This window comes from Campylobacter felis (genome assembly GCF_030250085.1).
In the GTDB taxonomy this organism is placed as follows: domain Bacteria; phylum Campylobacterota; class Campylobacteria; order Campylobacterales; family Campylobacteraceae; genus Campylobacter_D; species Campylobacter_D upsaliensis.
Genome location: NZ_JANURX010000016.1, coordinates 1 through 19,622, shown reverse-complemented (window position 1 = coordinate 19,622; position 19,622 = coordinate 1). Strand labels below are relative to the sequence as shown.

Here is a 19,622-nt window from a genome sequence, read left to right as displayed (position 1 = left end):
GAGCAAAGAATTATGAAAAAAGTTGGAATAGTTATACCTATCTACAATTCAGGGAAGTATTTAAGAGAGTGTTTGGATAGCGTTATAAATCAAACTTATAAGAATTTTGAAGTTGTTTTGGTAAATGATGGTAGCACAGATGAAATTTCTTTCAATATAGCTAAAGAATATGTTTTAAAAGATGAAAGATTTATTCTTTTTGATAAAAAAAATGGAGGGCAAAGTTCGTCTAGAAATGTGGGTATAGAATATTTTGAGGGTAAATATAAACTAAAAAACAAATCAAATTTTATAGATGAAAAAGTTCTAGTGGAATTTGATATCGAGGGAGAAAATCAATATGGTATCTCAAATGTTTATAAGTGCTTTAACAATAATCGAGAAGTTGGTGATTTCTCACATTCTAATATAGATTATATTATTTTTTTAGATAGTGATGATTATTGGGAATTGGATTGTTTGGAAGAGTGCGTTGCTAAAATGGACGGAGTTGAGATTGTTTGGTTTGATTATGGTTTTAAGCATGAAATTGATGAAAAACATTATGCGCATAAAATAGCCGTTAGGGATAGTTTTTTGAAAATTTATGGATATAAATTTTCAAAAAAGATTACAAAACTAGAATGGCTTGATAGAGTTGATAATAGTAATTCGACTTTCGCGTGTGTGTGTGGGGGGTTGATTGATTTTAGCTTTTTGAAGAAGATTGAACTGAAATTTTTAGATAATGTTATCCACGAAGATCATCATTTTGGGATTTTACTTTTTTTGCAGGCAAATAATATTTATGTGCTTCTTAAAGAATTATATAATTATAGAATCACCACTGGAACAACTTGTCATTATGATGAAAAAATAAAGAGTATTCCCGCTTATATTAATGGGTATTACGAAATTTTTGGCGATATGGATTTAGCAAAAAAATATCATATGATAAGTAGTATTTTTATCAATGCTTTAGAAATTATTAAATTTATCAAAGCTCAGGAGGATTTAGATTTTGCACGGAAGATAGAGCGTAGTTTTCTTGATTTTTTATATTTTTATCATTTTGCGTTGCTTGAATTTGATAAAGATCCTCTAGGTTTAATTGAAAAATTAAAAAATCTAAAAATAATCTTCAAAGAGCACGAATTGCAATATCCAGAGCTTGATTTTTTTGTTAAAAATGGAACAGGAGTTCAAAAAATAAAAACAAGTTTAGAGTATCATACAGGCTCTAAAGTCATCAAACTATTTAAACGCAAGAGGATATTTAAAGCGTTTTCATTTATATTTGAATCGTCTAAGAAAACACAAGATAAAAATTTTTCAAAGCTTCCATATGAAGCCTATCCGGATTATGAGCAAATTCTTAAAGTGCAACAGCATCTTTCTTATAAGATTGGACATAAGATAGTGTTAAAAAGGAGTGTGAAGTATCGTTCTTATATTTGGTTGCTTATGCAATTATTGGGCGTTTTTATTAAGTGGTCTTTGAGAAAGAGGCTCAAAGTCAAGCAGCATATATCTTTAAGAAAAATGAAAGAAATTAATAGGGAACAATATCCTATATTTAAAGAATGTGATTTAATTGATGTTGCATTCAAAAGAGATATTTTGAAAAATTCTTCTGTGAATCAAAAAAGAGGTGACAAGCATTGGAATTGCTATATAGGCTACGATGTGCTTTTGGAGGGGATAAGAATAAAATTTGATAAAGAAATTAACAAAGATGATATTAAAATTTATCTGCATTCATATGGTGAGGAATTATTAATTGAGTCGGATTTATTTTTTAAAGATGGGGATTTTGGATTTTATATCAACATATCTCAATCTATAATTATTCGACAAGTTAGTATATTTGTAAAAGATGATGTAGAATTGTTGGAATTTAAAATTTTTAAACGAAAAACTTTAGGCTATGTTGTTTCAGCTAAACCTGATGCTTTTGGAATGAGACTTGCTGGCATTATGGTTGGAATGTATCTTGCAAAACAAATTAATTTTAAATTTGCTTTTGTGTGGGAAAATAAAATTGATGTAGATTTTTTAAATGTTCGTCAAAGTGTTAAAAATGATGATATTCATTATTTGGGAAATGCTATGGAAAAAGCAGACTACATTTTCGACTCAGATTTTTTAAATAACTATCTCATAGATTCAAAATGCACAACGCCAAGTTGGGGTCATAATTTAGGTTTCAAAAAAAGAACTTTAAAAGAGTTAAAATATGGAAAAAGCGATGAAGTTTGGGGTTGGTATTCAACTGATATTTTACCGAGTAAATGGATAGAAGGTTGCGATGAGAAAGAGTGTTTGAAGGAATTATCGAAGATTTATCACTCTATTAAGTTTTCTTCCAGATTTAATAAAATATTAAATGATTTAGATTTGATATTTAAACGAATTGATAAAGAATTTATTGCTATTCATATAAGGGGAGGGGAGGTTATTTTTTCGGATTCTAGAAAAGTTCCAGGTTGGCATGTTACGCAAGAAAGATATTTTCCTTATGAGATAGCTTTAGAATTAGCTTTACGGGAGCTAAATAAGGGCAATTTAGTTATTATATTTGGTCAAGACCTTAAATCAAATGCTATTTTGACAGATTTTATAGCAAATAAAACAAATATGAATATGATCAAATGTGTAGATGATTTTATAGAGTGCGATTATACTGATATGGAGCGAAGCTTTTTTGATATGAATTTTATTTCAAGAGCTAAAATTATTTATTCTGCCAAAGAATCCGTATTTTCCAAAGTAGCTATGATGATTTCTGGTAAAAATAATTTAATTTCCTATCACGATGTTTTTAGCTTACAAGAGCAGTATGATATAATCCAAAAAAATTTATTTTGTTTAGGCTTGCATCAATTGCACACCGCGATGGCTTATTATAGGCTATATGCTTTGTCCAAAATGATGGGAAAGAGTAAGGAGGAAATTTTTAACTTTCTTACTAAAGCTTTGGAATGTGACCAAGAAAATGATGCTTATAGAATTTATATTATTGATTTTTATTTGCAGTATAAGCGATACGAGGATGCCAATCAAATGCTAAAGATTATTTTTGAGACGCGTAAGGAGCAATTCTTAAAGAATTTTTTTGAAAATTCTTGTCAAAGCTTTAACGATGAGTATAAGAGGTATTTATCATATAGACAAAATGGCTATAAATACATTGATAGTATGAAGGAAAAGGTTAAAAAATGGATCAAAACAAAATAATTGTAGCAAATAGATTTGATGGCTTGGGAGAAAGATTAATTGCGATATTAAATGCGATATATCTTGCAAATAATTGTAAAGTTACATTTAAATTTATTTGGAATGATATGGATGAATTTGATGAAAATGTTGGTAAGGGCAAAAATATTATATTTCCTTCTGTTCCGACCAAAGAGTATTTTTTTGAAAGTACCTTTACAGAAAAATTCTTTTTTTATAATTATCAAGATCCCCATTTTGATCACGAGTTGTGGTACCATAAAAATCAAAACATAAAAAATATTATCAAAGATTTATTTAAGAATAGACAGGTTGTTCAGTGTAATTTAGCTGTTAGAATTGATACATACTTTAATGATATAGAGCCTTTTGAATATAGAAAACAAATTGGTAATATTTGGCATAACATTCCTTTTTCAAAAGATATTAGCGAAGCTATATATTACACAAATACAATTTCCAAAGAGCTCGATAATTATTCTACTTTACATATTAGAGGTGGCGATATTGTTTATCGAAGTGATATCCTATATTTGCTTACCTCTATAGCTCTACCAGCACATTTGGCAATTGAAATTATCAAATCTTGCGATAATAAACTTGTCATAATGGGTAATGATATTGGACTCAATAAAGAATTGAAAGCAATGTTTAATGAGCAAGGAAAAATTTTTGTTGCTGAGGATTTTTTTAGGCAAAAAAATTTTAATGCAACGCAAAAGGCTATTTTTGATATTATTTTAATGAGTCAATCTAAAAAACTTTATTTTAGCGGACATAGCGGATTTTCCGTTTTGAGCTATTTAATAGGTTCTTGTGAACCTATATATATATATGATAAGTATTCAACAAAAGAAAAATACCAAATGATTCAAAAAAACATGAAAGATTATCAATTTGACCTGTGGCATCAATCTTTTTCTTATATGTATTTATATAAATATGGTCGAGAATTGGGCTTACCTCTTTCCGTTCAACTTGAACATTTAAAATCAGCTATAGCTCTGAGAGATGATGCTTTTATATATAAAGTTTTGTTTATCGATATTTTATTGCAGCAGGAGAGATATGAGGATGCTGAAAATTGGATTAAGTCTAATATAATAGATAAAATGCATTTGTTTTTTAAAGATTTGCTATATGAAACTCATGGCGTGAGAGGAGATTTTTTATATTATTTTTTATTTAATAATTATTTTAATATTAAAAATATTGAAAAATATCCTATATTATTTAATATTGCTGTTTTTATAGTGTATAAATTAATCGAGATAGATAGTAAAATTGTGGTCAATAATATGAATGCTTTTTTGTATAAAAATTTAAATAATTTTGAATTAATAGAGAATTGTCCTTTTATGGAGAACAAACAAGATGTTATAAAAACTTTATCAGTTTATTTTGTTAAGCATTTTGAAAAGAAAATTTATTCGAATCAATTGGAGGCTGTATTGAGGGTGCAAAATCATCTTTCCTACAAGTTAGGACAAGCTATGATTTTAAATTCTAAATCTATTTTGGGTTATATAAGGATGCCCTTTGTATTATCTTATATAAAAGATAAACATAAGCAAGAGCAAAAAATATATCAAGAAAAAATTAAAAAAAATTCTTCTTTAAAATTACCTCCTTTGGAGTGTTATTCTGACTATCAAAAAGCGTTAGAAGAAAAAAAATGTTTGACTTATAAGCTAGGTCAAGCTTTAATAAAGGCTCACAAAAATTGGTATAAGGGAGGTTATATTTGGCTTTGGTTTGAAATTATGAAATTGAAAAAGATATATAGAAAGGAAGTAAATTGATGAAAATAGGAATTATAGGTGCTGGAATTTCCGGTATGTCATTGGCTAGGATTTTAAAAGATGATTTTGAGGTGGAAGTTTTGGAAAAAAGTTCTGTCATTGGAGGCATTGCTAGAACGAAGGATGTAGATGGCAAACCTTACCATGTTAATGGTGGACATTGTTTCAACTCCAAATTTGATGATGTTTTAGATTTTGTTTTTAATGTAGTTTTAAAAAAGGAAAATTGGAACTACATGCAAAGAAAAGCAAAAGTGCTTTTTAGGGATAATTGGATTAATTATCCTATAGAATTTTCTATAGCACAAATTGACAAGATGGATCCTGACTTGGCTTTTAATATTACAAATGAAATGTTTCAAGCAAGTTATGAAAAAGGAAATAATTTAGAGGAATGGTTTGTAAATCATTTTGGACCAACACTATCAAAAGAGTATTTTATCCCATATAATACTAAAATTTGGGGTATTGAGCCGAAAAACATGGATAATGTTTGGATAGAAGATGAAAAACAAATGAAATTGCCTGTCCCAACTAAAGAAAGTTTTTTTAGATCATTAATGGATAAAGCGAGCGATAAAATGTCTCATGCAAGTTTTTATTATCCGAAAACTAATAATCAAAACACTTTCATAGAGGCTATTGGAGATGGTGTAAAAATTGTTACTAACTATGAAGTGAAAAATATAACAAAAGAAAATAATATTTGGATTGTGAATGGAGAAAAAAAATATGATATTTTGATCAACACAAGTCCCTTAGATTTAATCCCAAATATTTTAAAAAATATTCCTTCTGAAATTCAGAACTATTTTAAGCAATTAAAATTTAATAAAGTTTCCAATGTCCTTTGGGAAACTGACGGTAGTTTAGATATGACCTGGGGTTATATTCCTGATCCAAAAATAGGCTTTCATAGAATTTCAAATACTGGTTGTGTGGTACAACCCAATGGTAGGTTTTGTACGCAGGAAGCCATAGGTGTGGTTTCTTATGAGCGTTTGGTAGAAGAGGGAAAGAAGATTCCATTTTTGAAGAAACCTATTGATTATAATGTAACCGAACACGCTTATGTATTTTTTGATTTAAATTATAAACAAGCTAAGGAAAAAGCTATATCATATTTAGATTCTTTGGGACTGATTTCTCACGGTCGTTTTGGAGAGTGGGAATATTATAATATGGATGTTTGTATAAAGAGATCTATTGATTTAGCTAAGAAGTTGAAGGAAAAATACAAGGATTAAATATGGCAATCGAATTTGATATCAAAGAAAGTGAAATTTTAAAAGGAGTTTTCATCATAAAGCCTAATAAATTTAAAGATTTACGCGGGGAGATTTGGACGGCTTTTACGCAGGAGCAGTTGGCTCATTTAGCATCTGTGCCATTTAAACACGATAAATTCATCACCTCTAAAAAAGATGTGATTCGCGGAATTCACGGCGATACGAAGACCTATAAACTAGCGACTTGTTTGTATGGGGAAATTTTACAGGTTGTGGTCGATTGCCGTGAGGATAGCCCGACTTATCTCAAATATGAAAGCTTTGTGATAAACCCACAAAATCAGCTTTTAATCCTAGCGCCAAAGGGCTTTGGCAATGCACATTTGGTGAGAAGTGAAGAGGCGGTGTATTATTATAAATGTGCTTATGAGGGCGAGTATGTCGATGCTAATGATCAATTTACCTATGCGTGGAACGATGAGAGAATCGGCGTGAAATGGGGTATTGAAAAGCCTATTTTATCAGAGCGTGATATGCAAGCAAGTGGAAGTTAAGGAAAGAAAATGCAAGAATTAAAAATGCACTTGAAAAAAATGAGCGAATTAAATTACAATCTTTTAATGTCAAACATCATCATTTATTCTAAAATCGATGAAAAGGATAAGCAAATCCTCCTTCAATGCTTGCAAGATAGGGATAGAAATTATGTAAGGCTCAATGATAACGAGCAGGTTTATGAAAATATTAAGAAGTATTTAATCTTACTTCGTCCTTTGGCTTTACCTTTTGAAAATTTAGTGCGTGTGGGTGGATTTAATGATGGCGGTTATGTGATGTTTAACGCACTAAATGCGTGGAGAGATAAGAGGAATCTTTTCGTATTAAAGCAAAGCTTGGGAGGTGAGCTGTGCTTAAAGATAGCTTAATTTATGTCGCAGGACATAGAGGCACAGCTGGAAGTGCCATACTTGAGGGGCTTTTAAAACAAGGCTTTAATAATATCATCACAAAAACCCACGCCGAACTTGACCTGACAAATCAAAAAGCCGTGGCAGAATTTTTTGCTAAAGAAAAGCCCGAATTTGTCTTCTTGGCAGCGGCGAAACTTGCCCATCTTGGTCAATTTGAACCTGCTTCTGTTTTATATGAAAATTTAATGATACAAAATAATATCTTAAATGCTAGCTTTAAAAATGGGGTTAAAAAATTACTCTTTTTTGGTTCTGCTTGGATGTATCCTAAAAATGCGACAAATCCTATCAAAGAAGATACGCTTTTAAGTGATAAATTAGACAGCGTAGCCACTCCTTATGCCTTAGCTAAAATTACTGGAGTTAAGCTTTGTGAGGCTTATAATGATGAATTTAAAACGGAGTTTTTAAGTTTAGCCTTAGCAAATTTATACGGACAAACGAAAGATTTTAACTTTAAAACGGCTAAGGTTTTACCCGCTATGCTTAGAAAATTTCATCTAGCTAAACTCTTAAGTCAAAACGATGAAAAAGGCGTTTTAGAGGATATTTTGCTAAGAGATAGCTTAAAATTAAACACGATGAGCGAGGCTAAGGAGTATTTAGCAAAATTTGGCGTGAGTGAAAGAAGCGTGGAAATTTGGGGAAGTGGTAAGGTAAGGAGGGAATTTATCCATAGTGAGGATTTAGCAGATGCTGCGGTTTATATTATGCAAAATATTAATTTTAAGCAAATTAAGAGCGAAAATTCACATCTTAATGTAGGCTCTGGGGAGGTTTTAAGCATTAAGGAATTAGCCTTTTTGATAAGGGATATTGTGGGCTTTGAAGGTGAGGTGGTTTTTAACACTTCTAAGCCTGATAGCACGATGGATAGGCTGCTTGATAATTCTAAAATTCACTCTTTAGGTTGGAAGCATAAAATTAATCTTAAGCAAGGAATTGCAATGATGTATGAGTGGTATTTAAAAAATGAAAATGTTTAGAAAATAAAATATGTTATTATTTTACAAATTTAATTTTTTAATCAAAATAATAAAGTAAAGATTTGCAAGGAAAAAAATGAAAGCTTTAATTACAGGTTTTACGGGACAAGTCGGTTCTCAAATGGCTGATTTCTTACTGGAAAATACAGACTATGAAATTTTGGCTTTAATGCGTTGGCAAGAAAGTATGGATAATATTTATCATCTAAGTGAGCGGATAAATAAAAAGGATAGGATAGAAATTTTTTATGCGGATTTAAATGATTATTCAAGCTTACAAAAGCTTTTTGAAACGCACCGCCCTGATGTGATTTTCCACCTAGCGGCGCAGTCTTTTCCAAAAACCTCTTTTGAGATTCCTCTAGAGACTTTACAAACAAATATCCTAGGCACGGCAAATATCCTAGAAAATATCCGCCTTTTAAAGCAAAAGGACGGCTATGATCCTGTGGTGCATATTTGCAGCTCAAGTGAGGTTTATGGACGCGCACAAAAGGGCGTAAAGCTTGATGAAAATACGCCTTTTCACGGGGCAAGCCCTTACTCTATCTCTAAAATCGGCACGGATTATTTAGGGCGTTTTTACGGCGAGGCTTATAAGATTCGCACCTTTGTTACGCGTATGGGAACGCATAGTGGTCCAAGAAGAAGCGATGTATTTTTTGAAAGCACGGTCGCAAAGCAAATTGCCCTTATTGAAGCAGGACTTCAAGAGCCTGTCATTAAGGTAGGGAATTTAGACAGCACACGCACTTTTCAAGATGTGCGCGATGCGGTGAGGGCGTATTATCTACTCTCAGTTGAAAGTGCTAAGGGAAATGTGCCTTGCGGAGAGTGCTTTAATATCGCTGGAGAAGAAGCTTTTAAACTCCCAGAAATTATTGAAATTTTACTTGAATTCTCAAACTTCGAGGGGGGGGGGGGTGCAATACGCATATTAGAAGATAGCGATAGACTGCGTCCTATTGATGCGGACTATCAAATGTTTGATAATACTAAAATAAAAAGCTTTATCGATTGGAAAGCGGAAATCCCCGTGCGGCAGATGTTAAAAGATTTGCTTAATCACTGGAGAGCTGAAATTAAAAAAGGCAGAATTCCTCTCAATCGCTAAGGCGATGAAAGGAATGAAATGCCAAAAAAAGTTTTAATTACAGGTGGAGCAGGATACATAGGCTCGGTTTTAAGCCCCATTTTGCTAAATAAGGGCTATGAGGTCGTGGTGGTGGATAATTTATTTTACAATCAAGTCTCCCTACTCCCCTTAGCAAGTTATAAAAATTTTCGCTTTATCAACGGAGACGCCCTCGATGCAAATTTAATCAAACAAGAGGTAGCAAAAGCCGATATCATCATACCACTAGCCGCTTTTGTAGGAGCGCCTTTATGTAAGAAAAATGCCAAGCTTGCAAGAATGATAAATTTCGAAGCGGTCAAGATGATAAGTGATTTTGCAAGTAAGGAGCAAATTTTCATCTATCCTAACACAAATAGCGGCTATGGCATAGGCGATAAAGATGCGATGTGTGATGAAAATAGCCCCTTGCGTCCCATTAGTGAGTATGGAAAAGACAAGGTCGAAGCCGAGCTTTACTTGCTTGAAAAGGGAAACGCCGTTACCTTTCGTCTAGCCACGGTTTTTGGCGTGAGTGCTAGAATGAGGCTTGACTTGCTTGTCAATGACTTTACTTACCGCGCTTACAAGGATAAATTCATCGTGCTTTTTGAGGAGCATTTTAGGCGTAATTATATCCATGTGCGTGATGTGGCTAAGGGCTTTATCCACGGGATTGAAAATTATGACAAAATGAAGGGCGAGGCTTATAATATGGGACTTAGTTCTGCAAATTTGACAAAAAGACAACTTGCCGAAACGATTAAAAAATTCGTTCCAGATTTTTATATCCATAGTGCTAGTATAGGTGAGGACCCTGATAAGAGGGATTATTTGGTAAGTAATGCCAAGCTTGAAGCTACGGGGTGGAGTGCGGATGTGAGCCTTGAGGACGGTATTGAGGAGCTTTTAAGAGCCTTTGCTATGATGAAGGTTAATGCTTTTGCTAATGTGTGAGGAGAGAATATGAATTTAGAAATGATTAAAAATTTACAAACAAGCCTTAAGGCTATGGAAAATCAACTCATCAATCATCAGCAAAATAGGGCGGTGGTGGAGAATTTAGAGGGGCAAATCGCCGCTTTAAAAGCGCAAAATGATTTTAAGCTCTTGCAGGGTATAAAGAAAAATTTAGAGCTTTTAAGTGGGGCGTATTGTGATAATTTGGGACTTGGAAAGCTAAATTTAATGCTTTTTAATGCTAAGGTGCCGCCAAAATACTACGATATTTTTTATAATATGTTAGCCCTTTCTAGCGGCTCGGTTACCCCCCCCCCCGTGTGTCAAATAAGAGTGGCAAGACCAAATTCTTAACCTTTCAAAACCGTATACTCTCTCAAGGAAACCGCATAGTAAAAAGCGTGCAAGATAGTGAAACAAACGGAGCTTATGAGGTGGAGTGCGTGAATTTGTGTGAATTTTTGGAGCAAAAAGAGAGAATTTATCTTTTAAAGCTTGATGTGGAGGGGGCGGAGTTTGAAATTTTGCCTGATTTAATCAAAAAGGGGCTTTATGAAAAGATTGATTATATTGTCGTTGAAACACACGAATATATGTTTAAAGACGGCGTAGAAAAATTAAAAGTCATAAAAAAAGAGCTTGAAAAAAAAGGGGTGAAAAATATCTTTTTGGATTGGTGCTAAAAAAGGGGCGTTAGTTTTAGTTTTTTTTGTTAAAATTATATTAAAAATTAAAGGAAAATTATGCTTACTATTCGCTCACAAACTCCCCTTCGCTTAGGACTTGCTGGGGGTGGGACTGATATTAATTTATACTGCGATACCTATACCGGTTATGTTTTAAACGCGACCATTTCGCTTTTTGTGCATTGCACCCTCATAGAAAGAGAGGACAATAAAATCATTTTTGACTCCCCAGATACGGGTGGGTATTGTGAGTATGAAAGCACTTTAAGCCTCGAAAATGACGGCAAACTTGATATTTTCAAAGCTGTTTATAACCGCATTGTTAAGGACTATACGCAAAAGAGTTTAAGCTTTTCTTTGCATACTTATAGCGATGTGCCTAGCGGCTCGGGGCTAGGGGGGAGTTCTACCTTAGTCGTGGGTATGTTAAAGGCTTATGCTGAGTGGCTTAATCTGCCCTTAGGCGAGTATGAAATCGCAAAATTAGCCTACGAGATAGAAAGAGAGGATTTAGGTATAGTAGGAGGCGCACAAGATCAATACGCCGCGACCTTTGGAGGCTTTAATTTTATGGAATTTTACGCCGATAAACGCGTGATTGTAAATCCCTTGCGTATTAGAAATTACATTGTGAGTGAGTTAGAAAGTAGAGTGGTGCTTTATTTTACCAACATCACAAGAGAGGCTAAGGACATAGAGGAGCATAAAAAGGGTAAGCTAGGCGATCAAAAAAGCCTTGAAGCGATGCATAGTATTAAGCAAGATGCCATTGATATGAAGGAGGCGTTGTTTAGAGCGGATTTTAAAAAGCTGGGCTTGATTTTAGAGCGTAGCTGGAAAAGTAAAAAAACTATAAGCGAGATAGTGAGTAATGATGAGCTTGAGAGGATTTATCATCTAGCTGTGAGTAATGGTGCTTATAGTGGCAAAACAAGCGGCGCGGGAGCGGGTGGCTTTATGTTTTTCCTCTGTGAGCCAACCGCAAAATACCGCCTTTGTGAGCTTTTAAACCAGCAAGGTGGATATGTAGCAAATTTTTCATTTATCAAAGAAGGAGCAAAATCGTGGAGAGTATGAAGGCGTATATTAAAAATCATTTTGAAGAAAGTTTGAAAGTCAAGGAGCAAATTTTAAAAGATGAAACCTTAATCAATCTTATAGAAAAAATCGCCCTTGAAATCATCAAAGCCTATAAAAATGGTAAAAAAACTCTCATCGCAGGAAATGGCGGAAGTGCAGCGGACGCTCAGCACATCGCGGGGGAATTTGTGAGTCGCTTTTATTTTGACCGCCCGGGCATTGCCAGTATAGCACTGACAACGGATACTAGCATAATAACTGCTATAGGCAATGATTATGGTTATGAAAAGCTTTTTTCAAGACAGCTTGAGGCACAAGGTGTAAGTGGAGATGTATTTATAGGAATTTCAACAAGTGGAAATTCTAAAAATATCTTAGAAGCTTTGAAAGTATGTAAGCAAAAGGGAATTTTAAGCGTGGGACTAGCTGGAGAAAGTGGCGGAGAGATGGCTAGGCTGTGTGATTATTGTATCAAAGTGCCAAGTTCTTGCACCCCACGCATACAAGAAGCTCATATTGTGATTGGGCATATTTTGTGTGCCATAGTCGAGGAAGAGCTTTTTGGCAAAGGCTTTTAGTGGAGGCTATCATACTTTGTGGAGGGCTTGGCACGAGACTTAGAGCTGTGGTAAAAGATGTCCCTAAGCCTATGGCAGCTGTGAGGGGGAAGCCTTTTTTGGAATTTATCTTTGAATTTTTGAAAAAACAAAGCGTTAAAAGCGTGGTTTTAGCCGTTTCTTACAAATATGAAGTGATACAAGAGCATTTTAAAAATGAGTTTTTAGGTATAAAGATAAAATATAGCATCGAGCAAGAGCCACTAGGCACGGGAGGAGCTATAAAACAAGCTTTAGAGCTTTGCGAGGGGAGAGAAGTTTTCGTGCTAAATGGGGATAGCATTTTTGAAATTTCTTTAAAAAAATTGCGTTTAAAGGGGGCGAAAATCTGCCTTGCTTTAAAAAAAATGGTCGATTTTGAAAGATATGGTGCTGTAAAAGTAGGTGAAAGTGGAGAAATAGCTGAATTTAAAGAAAAAAGCTTTTGTAAAGAGGGCTTGATAAATGGGGGAATTTATTTGCTTAAAAAGGATATTTTTAAGGATTTTGAGCTTTTTGGTTCTTTTTCTTTTGAAGAGTTTTTAAGCACAAATTTCAAAGCCTTAAAGGCGAGGGCGGAGCTTTTTGAGGACTATTTTATCGATATAGGCATACCGCAAGATTATGAAAAATTCTCTCGTTTAAAGGACGAGAGATGACTTTTATAGATTTTTGTAGCGGTATTGGCGGCGGGCGTTTAAAAAGTCTATTTTGCGAAAACTTGATGAAAGAAAACTATGCCTAAAATTTACATAAAAACAAAAAAAATTGATTATTTGTGCTTTGTTTTTATCTAAAATTTAATACTTTAGCTTATAAAGCTTTAGGCTTTTCTAGCTTTATAGAGGCTTTTAATGTGCTAGGATTTTCTTTACAGGGTAAGCCTATTTGCGTAGAGGTTAAGGAGCTAAATGAAAATAAAGGGCAGTTTTTACTCACGCAAAAAGAATATGAAGTAGCGAATAAATTGAAAGAAAATTATTGTCTTTTTATCGTTAAAAATTTAAAAGAAAATCCTAGAGAAAGCTTATTTTTCAATCCTTTAAATCATTTTAAGCTTAAAGAGCAAAAAATCACACAAAAAGCTATCAAGGAGTTCTTTAATGTATGGTGTGATTTTAAAATATATGGGCAAAAATAGAATTGATGAGCTTTTGCAAGAAATTAAATTTTTTAATGATTTAAGCGAGGTTTTGGAGAATTTAAGAATTTATTATGCTGAGTTTTTAGTAGGTTATGGCGTTTCGTGGGAGGAGATAAGTGAGGAGGAGCATAGAAAAATAATGTTAGCAAAATCCCTAAATGAGCTTAAAGAAATAGCTAGCGAGGCGTATGCAAATAAGGAGCTTGATTATATTTTTGAGCTAGTCAGTGTAAGGCAGTGCGGTGAAAATGGCTTAAATTTTCATCTCATAGAAAAAAGCTATGATTTAGAAAATGGGGCGTTTGGGAAAAGGCAAAAATAGAGCTTAAAGCCCTTTAAATTAATTTTTATAGCGGCGAAGTGCTTTTTACAAGATATGGAAATATAAAAATCGCTAAAGTAGGAATTTAAAGAAAAGGTGGCGATGGTGGCAGAGAAAATGCGAAAATGTTGCAATTTAAGATAGACCTCACTTTAGTAGAGTCTATTTACTATCTAAAATTCAATATAATTTCCAAATTCCTCTTCTTTTGGAGGATTTGTGCTAATTTTATTCATCGCTTCTTCATAAGCACTTATTTTTTGTCTAAATTCCGCTTTAGCTTGAGCGCTAAGTTCGGATTTTGCTATTTTGACGACTGAAAGAGGGTTGATAGCTTTATTATTGAGATACACGCCAAAGTGAAGGTGCGGTCCAGTGCTCATACCTGTTGAGCCGACATAGCCTATAAGCTCTCCTTGCTTGACTTTTTGTCCTGTTTTGATTTTAGCAAAGCGACTAAGATGTGCGTAAAGGGTCGTGTAGCCTGAGGCATGTTTGATTTTAATCACTTTACCATAGCCTCCTTGTGTGCCGATGAAAGTAACTGTGCCATTTCCAGAGCTTTTTACAGGTGTGCCTGTGGGTGCAGCATAATCGACACCAAGGTGTGCACGGTAGCGTTTTAGTATAGGGTGAAAGCGTGCAGTGGTAAAATAAGAAGAAATTCTTTTATAAACCACAGGTTTTGCGAGTAGAAAAGATTCTAGTTCTTTACCATCGCGTCCATAATAAGTATCATTAAAGAGGAAAATTTCTTGAGCGTTTTTATTGATTTCAACGATAGCCATATGGATAGTAATGTCGCCCCAAAGTTTGCCTTCGCGCCTTTTTTGAGAATAATAAAGCGTGATTTTATCACCCTTTTGGATAGAACGAAAATTTACACTGCTTTTAAAAGCCCTTACCATAGCCCTTGCTAAGGTTGAGCTTTGACTCTCTTCATAAACATCTTGATAGGCGGAGGTTTTAACCTCTATGCGTAAAACCCTTTCTTCTTTTGTGTAATCCACAGGCGTGAAGGTGAGCTTGTATTCATCTTTGCTTTTATAAATGTGAATTTGAAGCTCATCACTAATGGGGATTAGCACTTGCTCGATTTGTCCGTTTGTGTCTTTTAAAATTTGATATTTTGCTCTTGAGGCGATTTCGGAGGCTAATTCTTGGTCTTCTCTGTCAAGATTGTAATATAAAGCCATAGGGATGGAATTTCTTTGTAAAAATTGTAAAAGCGTATCGCCATTATCCCATAATCTCTCTTCGACACTAGATGAGGCAAAAAGGGAGCTAGCGAGTAAGCCTAGTGCTAAAATAAATCTTTTCATAAAATGCCTTTTGCTTGATTAAAATCTCAATTTTACTTTATTTTTCTTACAATTCTTTAACAAAAAGCTATTATAATCATATTTTTACTTAAGGAGTTAGCGTGTTACGATGGATTTTATTATTAATGATTTCAAGTTTAAGTTTAATGGCTGAGTTTAATTTAAAGCCCATTTCTACGACACTTTTAAAGGTCGAGGACATTTATGGCTATGTGAAAGATAATGAAAATTTAGTCCCTTATTCTAGTGGAGTTGTGATGTATCGCTTTAAAGAGTCTCAAAGTATCATTGCAAGAGCTGAAGTAGTGGAAAAGAAAAATGGCATAGCTAAACTTGAATTTAGCGTTTTTGACTCCCTAGCTCAAGATGCCCTACCACTGCCAAATGTCCTACCACAAGCTGGTGATGAGGTGATTTTAAATTTTTTGTATGATAGAGGCGTGGTGATCGCTCCCGATAAGCAAAGTTACGATTTTCTAACGCAAAAATTCCCTCAAATTTACTTCACACACATTGATATTTTAGGCGCACAGCTCATACGCACAGGAGGACTTGCTCCTAAGCGTTCTGATCTTAGAAAATTTTGCTCAGAAAATGCTGTGGGAATTTTAATTCTCGCTTTGAGGGATAAATTTAAAATTGTGGATTGTCAAAGTTTAATGACTTTATATGAAGAAGCATTAAACATTAAGCCTAAGAATTTGCAACAGCCATTTTACTCAAGGGTGAGCGGATATGAGAGAGATTTTTTCGATTTTAATCCAGTGCAAATGGGGAATTTTTACCGCTACTATGAAACCTTAATCGACTTAAAAAAAGCGAAAGAAAATGATGAAAAGTGAATTTAAAGAATATTTTAAAAAACTTTTAGGCGAAGAAAATGCACACTTTGACACTCTTCATCAAAGAGCTTATAGCTATGATGCGACTAGGAAGCATTATTTACCCGATGGTGTGCTTTTTCCTAGAAATGAAGAGGATATTAGTGAAATTTTAAAATACTGCAATGAAAAACAAATCATCATTATCCCAAGAGGTTCAGGCTCTGGCTTTACGGGTGGGGCTTTAGCTGTTAATGGAGGACTTATTTTAAGCTTTGAAAAGCATATGAATCAAATTTTAGAAATTGATTTAGAAAATTTAGTCGCTGTGGTGCAACCAGGAGTGATTAATATAGCCTTGCAAAAAGAGGTAGTCAAACATAAGCTTTTCTACCCGCCAGATCCTGCAAGTATGGAATATTCAAGTCTTGGAGGTAATGTAAGTGAAAATGCTGGTGGTATGAGAGCAGCTAAGTATGGCATTACAAAAGATTATGTGATGGCTTTGCGGGCTGTGCTTGCAAATGGCGATATTATTAGAGCTGGAAAACGCACCATTAAAGATGTGGCGGGGTATAATTTAGCAGGGATTTTAATCGCTAGTGAGGGTTCTTTAGCCGTTTTAAGTGAGCTGACTTTAAAGCTTATCCCTATGCCAAAGCTTAAAAAAACTGCCTTTGCGACCTTTGCAAGCGTTAAAGAAGCGATGAACGCTGTTTATAAAAGCCTTGCAGGAGGGGTTAATCCTGTAAGTATGGAATTTTTAGACAATCTAAGTATCAGGGCTGTGGAGGAGAAATTTCATAAGGGCTTAAATGTCGAGGCTGGGGCGATTTTAATTTGCGATGTGGATGGTAATGTTAAGGAGAGTGTGGAGGAGGATTTAAAATGCTTGAGAGAGCATTTTTTAGAAGCTGGGGCGATGGAATTTAAAATCGCACAAAATGAAAGCGAGGCGGCTGATATATGGTTTGCTAGGAGAAATTGTTCTCAAAGTATAGCGATGTATGGCACTTTAAAGCTTAATGAGGATATTACGGTCCCACGCTCAAAGCTCCCAGAACTTTTAGAAGGGATAGGGCAAATTTCGCAAAAATATGGCTTTAAAATCCCTTGCTTTGGACATACAGGCGATGGTAATGTGCATACAAATGTAATGGTTAAAGATAAAAATGACAAAGAGCAGGTAAAAAAAGGCTATGAGGCGGTGGAGGAGATTTTTAAACTTGCCATTACGCTTGGTGGAACGCTAAGTGGGGAGCATGGTATAGGCATTTCAAAAGCACCTTTTATGAATTTAGCCTTTAGTGAAGCCGAGCTTGATTTAATGCGAAATATTAAAAAAGCTTTTGACCCAAATAATATTTTAAACCCTTTCAAAATGGGACTTTAATATGAATTTGTGGGATAAAAAAGCAAAAACTTATGCAAGATTTAGCCCTACTTTAAATACAATTCAAAAACAAAGCTTTGAGGAATTTCAAAAATTAGGGCTTGATTTTAAAGATAAAAGCGTCATTGATATAGGCTGTGGGACGGGCGTTTGGACCTTGCATTTAGCATTTTTAGCAAAAGAAATTCTAGCCCTTGATAATTCTAAGGCTATGCTTGAAATTTTGCAAGAAGACGCGTCAAAATTAGGACTTAGTAATATTAAAAGTGTGAATTTAAGTTTTGAAGATTTTATGAGGGAAAATGCTAATTTACGCTTTGACATCGCCTTTTTAAGTATGTCTCCAGCCTTGCAAAACGATTATAAACATTTTTTAAATTTAGCACAAAAGAAAATTTATCTTGCTTGGGCAGATTTGAGAAAGAGTGATTTTTTAGATCCTATTTTTAAGCATTTTAATACTGAATTTAAGGGTTTTTACAAACAAGATTTTGAGAGCTTTTTGCTAGAAAATGACATCGACTTTCATAAGGTGATTTTTGAGGAAAGACGCGTGGTAAAAAGAACGCGTGAAGAGGCGATTGAAAATGCTTTGTGGCATTTGGATATGAATGGGATTAAAGTGGAGAAAAATGAGCTTGAAAGCCTTATTTTAGGAGATGTGAGGGAAAAAATTGTGGCTAAAATAAAACTGATTATTGTAGGATAAAAGGCTTAAATTTCAAGCACTTTTTAGCCATAAAAGGCACGATTTTATCATATTCTTCTGCTACCTGCCACTCTTCTTTTTTAAGCTCGATGATTTTATCTTTTTCAAAGCTTAGTTTATGAATTTTACAAGCATTATTTGAAAGGAATTTTTGCAAATTTTTCTCATTTGAATTTTTTTCAAAAAGCTCCGCCAAAACGCTTAAAGCCACAGGGGAGGAAAACACTCCAGCCACACAGCCGCAGCACTCTTTTTCACTTTGTGGGTGAGGGGCAGAATCACTTCCAAACATCGCTTTTTCATACCCACTAAAAGCAAGTTCGCATAAAGCTTCTCTATCTTCGTAGGTTTTTGCTATGGGTTTGCAAAAAAGATGAGGTTGCATTTTACCGCCGATAACATCATCAAGGCTTAAAATAAGATGATGTAAGGTTATAGTCGCGTATAAATTTTCATAGTCTTTTAAAAGTTTGCAAAGGGTTTTTGTGGTGATATGCTCCATTACAATTTTAAGTTTAGGGAAATTAAGGGCAAGTTTCTCATAAATTTTGGCAAAATTCGCCTCCCTATCCATTACAAAATCATTTGTTTCGCCGTGGATTAAAAGAGGGATTTCTAAAGCACTCATTGCCAAAAGTGTAGGCTTTAAAGCTTCTAAGTCAAAACTTGAAACACCTCCACTTGAATTTGTCGTAATTCCAGCAGGATAAAGCTTAATGCCAAAAATTTCGCTTCTTGCTTCTTCTAAAAATTTCTCATCATAATGCTGAAAAAAAAGGGTCATTAAAGGCGTGAAAAGCTCATTTTCACTTGCTTTTATAATGCGACTTTTATAGGCTTTTAAAGCATTTAAGTCGCAAAGTGGAGGGATTAAATTCGGCATAATTACAGCTGCTCTAAAATCCCTTGCCGAGTAGGGGGTAACGCACTCGAGCATAGGCGTGTCTCTTAAGTGTAGGTGCATATCAAGGGGATTTGTAAGCTTCATTTTCACTCCTTGTAAGAAATTCTTAAATTCTAGCATAATAAAGTTGGCATAAAATAAAAATCTTAATATTTATATAGAAAGCTCAAAAAGGTCATTTTGTTTTAGTGTGAAAATTAAAAAAAATCATAAAATAAGAATATGCACTAAAAAAGATAAAAGGACACAAGCCTTAGCTTATATCCTTTAAAAAGTCTTATGCAGTCTTAAATTAGCAGTGTGTGATGTAGCACTTTCTCCAAAGAGGAATTTATAGCCTAAGCTTATATCTACTCCATAAGGATTT

20 protein-coding genes are annotated in these 19,622 nt (G+C 34.1%); 18 read left to right on the top strand and 2 right to left on the bottom strand.

What is annotated here, in order from left to right; genetic code table 11:
* Positions 1 to 12: 12 nt before the first annotated feature.
* The 15 genes from NYG92_RS07900 (at position 13) to NYG92_RS07830 (ending at position 14,106) form a co-directional block, all read left to right on the top strand.
* Positions 13 to 3,216 (top strand): glycosyltransferase family 2 protein, encoded by a 3,204-nt coding sequence (locus tag NYG92_RS07900; protein ID WP_289234052.1) that lies wholly within the window; start codon positions 13 to 15, stop codon positions 3,214 to 3,216.
* Positions 3,198 to 5,018: a DUF8374 domain-containing protein gene (locus tag NYG92_RS07895; protein ID WP_289234051.1), complete on the top strand. Its 1,821-nt coding sequence runs from the start codon at positions 3,198 to 3,200 to the stop codon at positions 5,016 to 5,018. The genes NYG92_RS07900 and NYG92_RS07895 overlap by 19 nt, the downstream gene beginning before the upstream one ends.
* Positions 5,018 to 6,265, top strand: a complete 1,248-nt coding sequence (locus NYG92_RS07890) for a protoporphyrinogen/coproporphyrinogen oxidase (protein ID WP_289234065.1) — start codon at positions 5,018 to 5,020, stop codon at positions 6,263 to 6,265. The genes NYG92_RS07895 and NYG92_RS07890 overlap by 1 nt, the downstream gene beginning before the upstream one ends.
* A gap of 2 nt (positions 6,266 to 6,267) precedes the next feature.
* Positions 6,268 to 6,801 carry a dTDP-4-dehydrorhamnose 3,5-epimerase family protein gene (locus NYG92_RS07885; protein ID WP_289234050.1) on the top strand — a complete coding sequence of 178 codons (534 nt, stop codon included), beginning with the start codon at positions 6,268 to 6,270 and terminating at the stop codon, positions 6,799 to 6,801.
* A gap of 9 nt (positions 6,802 to 6,810) precedes the next feature.
* Positions 6,811 to 7,173 carry a hypothetical protein gene (locus tag NYG92_RS07880; protein WP_289234049.1) on the top strand — a complete coding sequence of 121 codons (363 nt, stop codon included), beginning with the start codon at positions 6,811 to 6,813 and terminating at the stop codon, positions 7,171 to 7,173.
* The gene (locus NYG92_RS07875; RefSeq protein ID WP_289234048.1) at positions 7,155 to 8,204 is read left to right on the top strand and encodes a GDP-L-fucose synthase family protein; all 1,050 of its coding nucleotides are present in this window, start codon (positions 7,155 to 7,157) and stop codon (positions 8,202 to 8,204) included. Before NYG92_RS07880 ends, NYG92_RS07875 begins: the two co-directional genes overlap by 19 nt.
* A 76-nt stretch (positions 8,205 to 8,280) precedes the next feature.
* The gene (locus NYG92_RS07870; RefSeq protein ID WP_289234047.1) at positions 8,281 to 9,318 is read left to right on the top strand and encodes a GDP-mannose 4,6-dehydratase; all 1,038 of its coding nucleotides are present in this window, start codon (positions 8,281 to 8,283) and stop codon (positions 9,316 to 9,318) included.
* Between the two features lie 18 nt (positions 9,319 to 9,336).
* Entirely contained in the window at positions 9,337 to 10,275 is a 939-nt protein-coding gene (locus NYG92_RS07865) for an NAD-dependent epimerase/dehydratase family protein (protein WP_289234046.1), read from the top strand.
* Between the two features lie 9 nt (positions 10,276 to 10,284).
* Positions 10,285 to 10,632: a hypothetical protein gene (locus NYG92_RS07860; RefSeq protein WP_289234045.1), complete on the top strand. Its 348-nt coding sequence runs from the start codon at positions 10,285 to 10,287 to the stop codon at positions 10,630 to 10,632.
* Positions 10,599 to 10,961 (top strand): FkbM family methyltransferase, encoded by a 363-nt coding sequence (locus NYG92_RS07855; protein ID WP_289234044.1) that lies wholly within the window; start codon positions 10,599 to 10,601, stop codon positions 10,959 to 10,961. Before NYG92_RS07860 ends, NYG92_RS07855 begins: the two co-directional genes overlap by 34 nt.
* 60 nt (positions 10,962 to 11,021) lie before the next feature.
* Positions 11,022 to 12,041: a D-glycero-D-manno-heptose 7-phosphate kinase gene (gene hddA / locus NYG92_RS07850; RefSeq protein WP_289234043.1), complete on the top strand. Its 1,020-nt coding sequence runs from the start codon at positions 11,022 to 11,024 to the stop codon at positions 12,039 to 12,041.
* On the top strand, positions 12,038 to 12,622 hold the full coding sequence (gene gmhA2 / locus NYG92_RS07845; RefSeq protein WP_432264807.1) for a D-sedoheptulose 7-phosphate isomerase: 585 nt from the start codon (positions 12,038 to 12,040) through the stop codon (positions 12,620 to 12,622). The genes hddA and gmhA2 overlap by 4 nt, the downstream gene beginning before the upstream one ends.
* Positions 12,622 to 13,299 (top strand): D-glycero-D-manno-heptose 1-phosphate guanosyltransferase, encoded by a 678-nt coding sequence (gene hddC, locus NYG92_RS07840; RefSeq protein WP_289234041.1) that lies wholly within the window; start codon positions 12,622 to 12,624, stop codon positions 13,297 to 13,299. Before gmhA2 ends, hddC begins: the two co-directional genes overlap by 1 nt.
* 197 nt (positions 13,300 to 13,496) lie before the next feature.
* Positions 13,497 to 13,781, top strand: coding sequence for a protein NO VEIN domain-containing protein (locus tag NYG92_RS07835; RefSeq protein ID WP_289234040.1), 285 nt, complete (start codon positions 13,497 to 13,499; stop codon positions 13,779 to 13,781).
* The gene (locus NYG92_RS07830; RefSeq protein WP_289234039.1) at positions 13,744 to 14,106 is read left to right on the top strand and encodes a hypothetical protein; all 363 of its coding nucleotides are present in this window, start codon (positions 13,744 to 13,746) and stop codon (positions 14,104 to 14,106) included. Before NYG92_RS07835 ends, NYG92_RS07830 begins: the two co-directional genes overlap by 38 nt.
* 173 nt (positions 14,107 to 14,279) lie before the next feature.
* Here the strand turns inward: NYG92_RS07830 and pgp5 are convergent, their stop codons facing one another.
* Positions 14,280 to 15,428: a peptidoglycan metallopeptidase Pgp5 gene (gene pgp5 / locus NYG92_RS07825; RefSeq protein WP_289234038.1), complete on the bottom strand. Its 1,149-nt coding sequence runs from the start codon at positions 15,426 to 15,428 to the stop codon at positions 14,280 to 14,282.
* Positions 15,429 to 15,529: 101 nt separating this feature from the next.
* On the opposite strand from pgp5, the gene NYG92_RS07820 reads away from it, so the two are divergent.
* Genes NYG92_RS07820 through NYG92_RS07810 form a run of 3 tightly spaced genes read left to right on the top strand, consistent with a single transcriptional unit; the run spans position 15,530 to position 18,351 of the window.
* Positions 15,530 to 16,270 (top strand): plasminogen-binding N-terminal domain-containing protein, encoded by a 741-nt coding sequence (locus NYG92_RS07820; RefSeq protein WP_416346830.1) that lies wholly within the window; start codon positions 15,530 to 15,532, stop codon positions 16,268 to 16,270.
* The gene (locus NYG92_RS07815; protein WP_289234064.1) at positions 16,260 to 17,642 is read left to right on the top strand and encodes an FAD-linked oxidase C-terminal domain-containing protein; all 1,383 of its coding nucleotides are present in this window, start codon (positions 16,260 to 16,262) and stop codon (positions 17,640 to 17,642) included. The genes NYG92_RS07820 and NYG92_RS07815 overlap by 11 nt, the downstream gene beginning before the upstream one ends.
* Position 17,643: 1 nt before the next feature.
* Positions 17,644 to 18,351 (top strand): class I SAM-dependent methyltransferase, encoded by a 708-nt coding sequence (locus NYG92_RS07810; protein WP_289234037.1) that lies wholly within the window; start codon positions 17,644 to 17,646, stop codon positions 18,349 to 18,351.
* On the opposite strand, the gene pyrC is transcribed toward NYG92_RS07810, so the two are convergent.
* Entirely contained in the window at positions 18,338 to 19,339 is a 1,002-nt protein-coding gene (gene pyrC / locus NYG92_RS07805) for a dihydroorotase (protein WP_289234036.1), read from the bottom strand. The genes NYG92_RS07810 and pyrC overlap by 14 nt on opposite strands.
* Between the last annotated feature and the right edge of the window lie 283 nt (positions 19,340 to 19,622).

Bases quoted from the DNA above. Each gene is read 5' to 3' on its own strand.
- NYG92_RS07900 (WP_289234052.1), top strand. From the start codon at position 13: ATGAAAAAAGTTGGAATAGTTATACCTATCTACAATTCAGGGAAGTAT.
- NYG92_RS07895 (WP_289234051.1), top strand. From the start codon at position 3,198: ATGGATCAAAACAAAATAATTGTAGCAAATAGATTTGATGGCTTGGGA.
- NYG92_RS07890 (WP_289234065.1), top strand. From the start codon at position 5,018: ATGAAAATAGGAATTATAGGTGCTGGAATTTCCGGTATGTCATTGGCT.
- NYG92_RS07885 (WP_289234050.1), top strand. From the start codon at position 6,268: ATGGCAATCGAATTTGATATCAAAGAAAGTGAAATTTTAAAAGGAGTT.
- NYG92_RS07880 (WP_289234049.1), top strand. From the start codon at position 6,811: ATGCAAGAATTAAAAATGCACTTGAAAAAAATGAGCGAATTAAATTAC.
- NYG92_RS07870 (WP_289234047.1), top strand. From the start codon at position 8,281: ATGAAAGCTTTAATTACAGGTTTTACGGGACAAGTCGGTTCTCAAATG.
- NYG92_RS07865 (WP_289234046.1), top strand. From the start codon at position 9,337: ATGCCAAAAAAAGTTTTAATTACAGGTGGAGCAGGATACATAGGCTCG.
- NYG92_RS07860 (WP_289234045.1), top strand. From the start codon at position 10,285: ATGAATTTAGAAATGATTAAAAATTTACAAACAAGCCTTAAGGCTATG.
- hddA (WP_289234043.1), top strand. From the start codon at position 11,022: ATGCTTACTATTCGCTCACAAACTCCCCTTCGCTTAGGACTTGCTGGG.
- gmhA2 (WP_432264807.1), top strand. From the start codon at position 12,038: ATGAAGGCGTATATTAAAAATCATTTTGAAGAAAGTTTGAAAGTCAAG.
- NYG92_RS07830 (WP_289234039.1), top strand. From the start codon at position 13,744: ATGTATGGTGTGATTTTAAAATATATGGGCAAAAATAGAATTGATGAG.
- pgp5 (WP_289234038.1), bottom strand. From the start codon at position 15,428: ATGAAAAGATTTATTTTAGCACTAGGCTTACTCGCTAGCTCCCTTTTT.
- NYG92_RS07815 (WP_289234064.1), top strand. From the start codon at position 16,260: ATGAAAAGTGAATTTAAAGAATATTTTAAAAAACTTTTAGGCGAAGAA.
- NYG92_RS07810 (WP_289234037.1), top strand. From the start codon at position 17,644: ATGAATTTGTGGGATAAAAAAGCAAAAACTTATGCAAGATTTAGCCCT.
- pyrC (WP_289234036.1), bottom strand. From the start codon at position 19,339: ATGAAGCTTACAAATCCCCTTGATATGCACCTACACTTAAGAGACACG.